This window comes from Rothia nasimurium (assembly GCF_928381705.1).
Classification (GTDB): domain Bacteria; phylum Actinomycetota; class Actinomycetes; order Actinomycetales; family Micrococcaceae; genus Rothia; species Rothia nasimurium_G.
This window is the reverse complement of record NZ_CAKMSR010000022.1, coordinates 1-6086: the sequence shown is the minus strand read 5'-3', so window position 1 is coordinate 6086 and position 6086 is coordinate 1. Positions and strand designations below refer to the sequence as shown.

The window sequence follows — 6086 nt, the reverse complement described above, 5'->3', positions numbered from 1 at the left end:
CCTGCTGCTGCTTTACTAACGCTCTCAGGAACTCGATTTCGCTGAGGTAGTCATGCTTAGGCGTTGCATAGTCATGCTTAGGCACCTGGTTAGTTTTGGTATCTTCAATCGGCCCAAAGACCTTGATAAGCGCCTTCTCGGGTATGACCCACTTCCGCTTTACTGTCTTAGCTCCGTAGGGCTTTAGGTCGTCGAGGTGACGGCGTATCGTGCTATCTGATACCCCTGCAAATTCTGCGGCTTCACTGACTGAGTAATGCTTAGTCATATAGCTATCTTATGACCGTCAAAACATCTTTTTCATGTATGCCCTTAAATTACCTAGTTTGGCTTCTGCAAGCCGTTCTTTGAGTTCTAGCTCTGCGAGTTCGTGCGTGGGTTGGTCGTATGCTTTGGACTCTGGTTCACCCTTCAACAGCTCGTAGACGGCAAAATCCTGCAAGAAAGCCTCTATATCTAGATCTGGAAATTCCCTCCTGATACGGGCTAGCTCTACAGCCTGTTTTAGCGCCGCAATAGCTTCGGGACTGGCAGGCTCAGAGAAGTAATCTTCTATGGAGTACTCGCCTGATATAGCTTTTTTATGCTCTCTCAGCTGGCGGTCAATCGTGGTGAGTTCGTACGTCTGGGCGCCTTCGTAGACATTTTTCTCAAGGTAACCAGCGAGAGATACTACGAAGCTTTGAACCTTATTGGCCGGTAGTCCGTATCCCCTTCTCGCGTCGTAGCCCGGTCTGTTTCTCAGTTCTCGTTGAATCTTCTTTTGCAGTGCTGCGCGCTTCTTCTCATTGGGGACGGCTGCACCCCAGCTGTCTTCTATATAGGTAATGATTTCGCTCGTGTTGAGGTACTTCATGACTGACTTCTTCACCTGCTGTCTTTGCGTGTCTGTATTTTGTCCAAATTGACATTGTATATGTCTATCTAGAACTGCATTTAGTCTATTTTGCCCTTTATTTTTAAGGGTATTGATTGAATTATACATGTCTGTGAAGATGGAAGTGTGGAAGAACAAGCTTCCACCTCTCATAGAAAGGACTTCAACATGGAAGCCCTCTGGAAATTTAAGAAAGATATTCAGCAGCTCCCCGAAGCTGAGCGTGCTCAGTATCTAAAATATGTCCTTTGCTATCTGTACACTGTCCGTGCAAATGACCGCTTTCCGTTTAGCGTGACCTTTAGGGGAGTTGTGTTCTCTATCGAAGATGAAGAAAGTCTCGGTGATCATAAGCATGTAGCCACCGAAGAATATAGGGCTATCTCTGCGAATGGTGTAGCTGCTGAGCTGGAATCGTTCAAACACGCTGAGAACGCGGTCTTTTTCGCTGATTTTGTACGAGGTGACCGCTAATGCCGCTCAAGCACCTGAACCAGTTCGTGAAATTTGATTGGGAAGATTTTGCCCGAGAAAAAATCTTCCAGGCTTGCGGTCAGCAGCCTTGGGAGGAAAACGGCAAAGTCTTGGGCACCAAGGTCGAGGCTGTAATCATGCGTGACGAAACCGCCTACACCCGCCGCGAGGGTGATACCCGCACCAACCGCTTTGAAAAAGTCACTTTCAAGGTCGCCGCTCAGCTGCCTGACCTGGGGGAAAACTACATTTCACCCGTCGATGTAGAGGCCAAAGTATGGGGCGACTACCGGAACAATCTCAGTATCAAGGCCGGAAATATCACCGTCTTGAAAACCAAGTCCGCCCAGTAATGCCTATCGCGCCTTTTACCCCGCAAGAACCCCGCCTACGTTGGTCGTTCCCTACCACTAAATTAGGGGTTCTTGCGGGGGGAATCGGGTTACTGAGCGCCGCTATTGCCCTAGTAGCGCACCAGATAGGCCTAAATGTTCCCGTGGTAGCTGCATACGCCTATCAGCTCCAGGGCTACGCCGCTTACAGCGCCGTTGTCCTGTTCCTGGTGGCTCTCCTGGCGCTCATTATGCATATCCGGTTGCCTCGGCGCTGGGCTATCTACTTCTACGCGAGAAAAGCCCTCTATGCCCACCGCTTCGGCAACCCTCTGGGGCTGAAAAAGGGGGCTGCACTGCCCCATATTCATGTGAAGAAAATCGGTGAGGACTACTTACTGACTATCTACACGGCTTCTGTGACCGTGGAAAAAATTGCCGCTGCTCAGTCCGCCATTTCTTCAGCCTTTCGAGGCCGCCTCAAGCATTACGCAGCGACTAAGCCAGACGCTGACATAGCCAGCAGCTACCTACGCTTTACCGTAGCTGACGTGGTCAAAGACCGCTCAATAACGGTTACTTCCACCGCTGACTTACTCATGCATAAGCAGGTGACTAGGCTTGCTATTCAGTCAGATACCTACCTCGACCTAACCAGTTCCGGCTCCATGCTGCTCGCAGGCAAGACCCGCTCGGGCAAGACCACCGGGGCTATAGCCCTGCTGCTGCAAATCTTGAGCCACGGAGCCGACGCCCACGGCTCCCGCGTAGTCATCGTAGACCCGAAACAGGCTGAACTTTCACGGCTGCCGGGAGTCCTGACCCTCGATGAATCGGGGAACCCTGACCCAATCGTGCAAGGTGTGCTTGATTTTCAAGAGCATATTTCCACCCGTCAGAAAGTGCTCAATGAGTTAAGCGAGCAGACCGGCAGGGCGGTCAAGTGGTGGGACGCCGACATGCACCCCTCAGTCCTCTTCCTCGATGAATTCGTAGCCCTTCGCAGCATGCTGCCGGCTCGCCTTACGAAGGACATGACCGGATACAGCCGCGAACAGTTTGATAGCGCATTGCGCAAGATTCTGACCATGGGAGCAAGCGCCGGGTGCTTCGTGATGCTCAGCATTGCACAGGCAAACGCTGAGCAACTTCCGACCATGCTGCGCGACGCCTTCAGTACCCGTATTCTCTTCCGTCCAACCCTTGATGAAGGTGCGCTGATGTGGGATAGGGCTGCGCTGACGGCTCTACCGCCCCGCATTTATGCCCCTGGTGAGGCTTGGTTTTCATCGTCGGACGGCGTACATGACCAGGTGACGGCGGTTAGATTCCCCCGGCCTAGCCCGGAGTTCGAGGAGTACGGCGAACTCGCCCGGTTACTCCGTTCCTACGGTTCCGCCTAAGCACGGCCGCGGGGAATTTTGCACCCTTTGGGGCTGCCCGGCGGGCGAAGCCAAGCCGGGCAGCTAGCGCCGCAGGCGCTCATAAAAACCCAGCTGTTCCAGCGGTTCTAGCCGAGATTCCCCCGGCTTTGCGGGGTGGCAGGGCTTGTTTTGCCACCCCGGCCACCGCTGTTCCGCTGTTCCACGGCTGCGGGCACCCCCGCACCCCTCAACCCCCCTGAACCCCTAGAAAGGCGGCCGATATGGCTAAGCAGAAACCTCGAAAGCACCGGCATTTTATGTTGGTGCAGCAGCTTGCCCATGCTCAGAACTTCCAGACCCCTGCCGATGTTGAGCAGCTCATTTTAGGTATGGCGACGGTGCCCGAGAAGTACGGGGTGATTCTTCACGATCGCGATGTGTTGCCGGACGGCAGCAGAAAGCCTTTGCATATCCATGCGTCGATGAGCTTCAAGAACCCTCGGTCAGTCTCCGGCCTGGCCAAAGAACTGGGTGTACCTGTGCAGAACATCGAGATTTGGCGGGGCGATTGGCGCAACGCCTACGCCTACCTATGCCACCGCACAGACAAGGCCAGAAAATCCAAAGCTCTCTACGACCCAAGCGAGGTGATAGCCAATTTTGACTATGCGGCCGCGCTTGAAGAGTGGGAACGGGGCGCAGTTTCTGGCCGCAAATCGACCTCTATAGCGTCAATGCTCGACCTCTTTTACAAGGGGGATATGAGCCGTGAGGACGTCGAGGCGGTTCTCTCCGGCTCCCAGCTCGCCCAAGCGCTGCCGAAGCTCGACCGGCTGGAGAAGGCTAAGGCTGAGCAGGAGGCGAAAAAATGGCGTGAGGAGTGGGTCAAGTCAGGCAAGCAGGTAGAGGCAATCTGGATATACGGCCGTGAAGGCACCGGTAAAACCTCGCTTGCTAAGGAGATAGCCAAGAAAACAGGTAAAAGCGTTTTTATCAGTGGTTCCTCAAGAGGTCTTTTCGACGCTTACAAGGGCGAACACGTCGTTATCATGGAGGAGTTTGCCCCCGCTGAGCTGCCTTATAGCGATATCAAAAGGCTTCTAGATCCTTATGCCGCTGACCGTCGTGCGCCTGCTCGGTACGCAGATAAGCCGCTTCAGGTGGAACTCTTCATTTTCACTACGCCGCACGACCCCCTCAGTTTCTACAGGGCGCAGGACACCTTAGTAGGCGACGCTTTTGGGCAGCTGGCTAGGCGTCTAACTCTGGTTCTTGCTGCTGATGATATGCAGGTAATCCCAATGCTCTATAACGAGTTGAGGGGCTGGTATGAGGTAGACCCTTCTAATAAGCCCTGGCCTAACCGCTTCTCTCAGGTTGCCCGCGCTGCCCAGGCTGTTGCGGTACCTTCTTCGAGCATTTACGAGAGGCTAAGCGAGGTTCTGTGTTAGAAGCTGGCTGGTTCTCCACAACTTGCCTGCTGCTGCCCCTGTTAAATTAAAAGTTAAGTAGTTAAGTAGTTAAGGGCGACCAAAAACCGCGAGATTCTGCGCCAAAGTGGCTAAAGAGTGTGACACTTTATCGCTAGAAGTGTGACACTTTATCGCTAGAAGTGTGACACTTTATCGCTAAAGAGTGTGACACTTTATCGCTAAAGAGTGTGACACTTTATCGCTAGAAGTGTGACCGAATATCGCGAGTTATCCACAGCTTAGAGGCCAAGCGCGCGCTGCTGTTTCTTGGGTATCAATAATTTGCTCTTGTAGACGGCAACGGCTGTTTTACGCTTATCCACCGGGTGCGGATAGTCGCAATCAATCTCTAAATCAGGGTAAAAATCGGTCTTTATCCGCTTCACCGCCCGCTTGAAAGCTCCCCTGAAATCAACCAATCGGGTGTAATTGTGTACAAAATGAGCGCTTAGGTATTCCCATTCGTAGAGTGCAGCGGCTTCTTTTTCGTTTGCTTGAGCCAGGTGATAGGTGACTATGCCCAGCCAGTTGAGAATGTCCATTGCAAAGGGTGATTTCACGAGCTGCGCATAGATATCGAGCCTCATAGGGGCAGCGCTGCCGGTTCGAAGTAGCTGAATCATCTCATTTGACAGGGTGATATGCGGCTCGATCTTTTCGCCCGTGCTCACACCGTTGGGAACCCAGATATCGATACTTTGCGCGATGTTCACATTTGCCAGCTGTAGCCGCTTCCGGTTTTCGTAGCTTTCGGTGTTGAGATAGGTAAAAGGGGACGAAAAAAGCGTTTGAAGCTGAGTGGTAATGGTTCGCCGCGTTTGCCCCGAGTTGCTGAGTCCATGCTCTTTGATAAATCGGTACAAGGTTTCGCTCAAATCAATATGCCGGGGGTCTTCCCCCTGGCTCTCTTGGCGTAGTGCCTGGCTCATAACAGCTGCTAGGAGGTATCGGGGGATACCACCATACGCCCATTCAGCTTTTTCCTCGCCGTTGCGGTCAATGTAGAGGCCTTTTCTGAGTGTCACTTTGCCGCCGTTGGCCTCATGTTTCCATATATCGACGTCGTTGCCCGGCCGGGTTACCGGTAGGTGAGGTGTATGGATAAAGGCAGTGGGGAATGAGCCGTACCTCTCGAAAAATTTGGGGTGTTCCTCCTGGTGGGCTTTCTGGGCAGCCTTTTTAAACCGGCGCTCTAAAGTGAGGTCGGTAGTGAATAGGGGTTCTGGTTTATCCGCTGAGGGTTTCCTGGTCATCTTCTAATCAATCTGAGCCAGCCGCGCTTTTTGGGCGCAGGCTCTGGCGTAGGGGAGTGTACTGGGACAGACTGGGGCGCTGCTTCGGCCTCAATCTCCGCAAATCGGTTTCTCTGGCGCATGGCCTCTAACTGGCTCTGCTGCTCAGAGTGCATTTCCAGGGCTTTAGCCTGCTGCGCTATAGTCTCCTGCTGCTGCTTTACTAACGCTCTCAGGAACTCGATTTCGCTGAGGTAGTCATGCTTAGGCGTTGCATAGTCATGCTTAGGCACCTGGTTAGTTTTGGTATCTTCAATCGGCCCAAAGACCTTGAT

Annotated in this window: 8 protein-coding genes; 4 read left to right on the top strand and 4 right to left on the bottom strand. The window is 52.9% G+C overall.

Annotated elements, in window-relative coordinates; all coding sequences use genetic code 11:
* On the bottom strand, positions 1–268 hold a 268-nt coding region (locus L6762_RS11790), incomplete at its 3' end, for a helix-turn-helix domain-containing protein (RefSeq protein WP_237187480.1).
* An 18-nt stretch (positions 269–286) separates the two neighbouring features.
* Entirely contained in the window at positions 287–856 is a 570-nt protein-coding gene (locus L6762_RS11785) for a hypothetical protein (protein WP_237187479.1), read from the bottom strand.
* A 147-nt stretch (positions 857–1003) separates the two neighbouring features.
* Here L6762_RS11785 and L6762_RS11780 point away from each other — a divergent pair, with 147 nt between their 5' ends.
* From L6762_RS11780 to L6762_RS11765, 4 genes are all read left to right on the top strand, one after another.
* On the top strand, positions 1004–1351 hold the full coding sequence (locus L6762_RS11780; protein WP_237187478.1) for a hypothetical protein: 348 nt from the start codon (positions 1004–1006) through the stop codon (positions 1349–1351).
* Entirely contained in the window at positions 1351–1704 is a 354-nt protein-coding gene (locus tag L6762_RS11775; protein ID WP_237187477.1) for a hypothetical protein, read from the top strand. Before L6762_RS11780 ends, L6762_RS11775 begins: the two co-directional genes overlap by 1 nt.
* Positions 1705–1847: 143 nt before the next feature.
* Positions 1848–3086, top strand: a complete 1239-nt coding sequence (locus tag L6762_RS11770; RefSeq protein ID WP_237187476.1) for a type IV secretory system conjugative DNA transfer family protein — start codon at positions 1848–1850, stop codon at positions 3084–3086.
* A 242-nt stretch (positions 3087–3328) separates the two neighbouring features.
* Positions 3329–4498: a Rep family protein gene (locus tag L6762_RS11765; RefSeq protein WP_237187474.1), complete on the top strand. Its 1170-nt coding sequence runs from the start codon at positions 3329–3331 to the stop codon at positions 4496–4498.
* A gap of 260 nt (positions 4499–4758) precedes the next feature.
* On the opposite strand, the gene L6762_RS11760 is transcribed toward L6762_RS11765, so the two are convergent.
* Positions 4759–5772 (bottom strand): replication protein RepA, encoded by a 1014-nt coding sequence (locus L6762_RS11760; protein WP_237187472.1) that lies wholly within the window; start codon positions 5770–5772, stop codon positions 4759–4761.
* Positions 5769–6086 (bottom strand): hypothetical protein (locus tag L6762_RS11755; protein ID WP_237187471.1); only part of this gene is annotated, 318 nt, incomplete at its 5' end. The genes L6762_RS11760 and L6762_RS11755, both read right to left, overlap by 4 nt.

What these genes read in the sequence shown, in the direction of transcription:
- L6762_RS11785 (WP_237187479.1), bottom strand. Translation starts at nt 856, where the DNA reads ATGAAGTACCTCAACACGAGCGAAATCATTACCTATATAGAAGACAGC.
- L6762_RS11775 (WP_237187477.1), top strand. Translation starts at nt 1,351, where the DNA reads ATGCCGCTCAAGCACCTGAACCAGTTCGTGAAATTTGATTGGGAAGAT.
- L6762_RS11765 (WP_237187474.1), top strand. Translation starts at nt 3,329, where the DNA reads ATGGCTAAGCAGAAACCTCGAAAGCACCGGCATTTTATGTTGGTGCAG.
- L6762_RS11760 (WP_237187472.1), bottom strand. Translation starts at nt 5,772, where the DNA reads ATGACCAGGAAACCCTCAGCGGATAAACCAGAACCCCTATTCACTACC.